Consider the following 1,245-nt stretch of genomic DNA (forward strand, 5'->3'; position numbering starts at 1 on the left):
TCCTGGGACGCATGTCGGGACGGGGCTGAGCGATGTCCTGATCGGGGCAGCGGGGGCGGACAACCTGATCGGCCAGGGCGGCGACGATGTCCTGATCGGTGCGGGCGGCGACGACACGATCTCGGCGGGCGATGGCAACGACTTCGTCGATGCCGGGGAGGGCCGTGACGTGGTCTTCGGCGGGGCCGGCGACGACGTGCTGCTTGGCGGGGCTGGCAACGACCTGATCGATGGCGAGGCCGGCAACGACCGGATCTTCGGTGGCACGGGCGACGACCGGATCACGGCCGGGGCCGGCGACGACACTGTGGTGGCGGGTGCGGGCAACGATGTGATCGTGGCTGCGGTCGGTGACGGCAACGACGTCTATTTCGGCGATGACAGCGACGGCGGCACGGGCATCGACACGCTCGACATGTCGGCGATCACGGCGAACCTGACGGTCGATCTCGGCAACGGCCTGCTTGGACGCGGCAGCGCGGTCAGCACGCAAACCGGCAGCGACACGCTSTGGAGCATCGAGAACGTCGCGACCGGTTCGGGCAACGACACGATCACGGCCAGCGCGGCGGTGAACGTGATGGAAGGCGGGGCGGGCAACGACACCTTCCGCTTCGAGAGCAAGGAAGCGGCGGATGGCGACACTATCCTCGATTTCGAGCCTGGCGATAAGCTCGACCTCTCCGGCATCGACGCCAATGGCGCGCTCGCCGGCAACCAGAGCTTCACCTTGACCAACGGCCCGGCCTTCACCGCCACGGCCCAGCTGGTGGTCGCCTACGAGACCCGGGCCGACGGCGACTACACCGTGGTCAAGGGCAATGTCGACGSCGACGSCGATGCCGACTTCCAGATCAACCTGAAGGGCAGCCACACCCTGACCGGCAGCAACTTCAGCTTCTAGAAGCCGCGCCTTTTCGGCCGGCGGGCCCCGTGCCCGCCGGCCGGCACTCCCTTCCTGCACCGCCTTCCTGCCGACTGCTTCTCCTTTTGACGGTTTGCGATCATGGCACCTTCCAAGGCACAGACCTCCGCCCGCAAGCGCGATGCCGCCAGGCTGACGCTCGGCTTCCGCTCGGCCTTCCTCTTCCTGTTTGCGGTCTCGGGGCTGATCAATGTGCTGGCGCTGACCGGCTCATTCTACATGCTGCAGGTCTATGACCGGGCSCTGACCTCGGGCAGCGTCCAGACGCTGGCGGCGCTCTCGGCGCTGGCGATCGGGCTCTATTTGTTCCAGGGCGCCTT

General features: G+C 67.4%; 1 protein-coding gene and 1 pseudogene. Both read left to right on the forward strand.

Annotated elements, in window-relative coordinates; genetic code table 11:
• Positions 1–904, forward strand: a 904-nt coding sequence (locus AC1DIO_RS35270) for a calcium-binding protein (RefSeq protein ID WP_476854942.1), incomplete at its 5' end; no start/stop codon positions are given.
• A gap of 102 nt (positions 905–1,006) precedes the next feature.
• Positions 1,007–1,245, forward strand: a pseudogene (locus AC1DIO_RS35275) (type I secretion system permease/ATPase); the annotation flags it as partial.

It is taken from the genome of Allobosea sp. 05T439 (assembly GCF_056396005.1).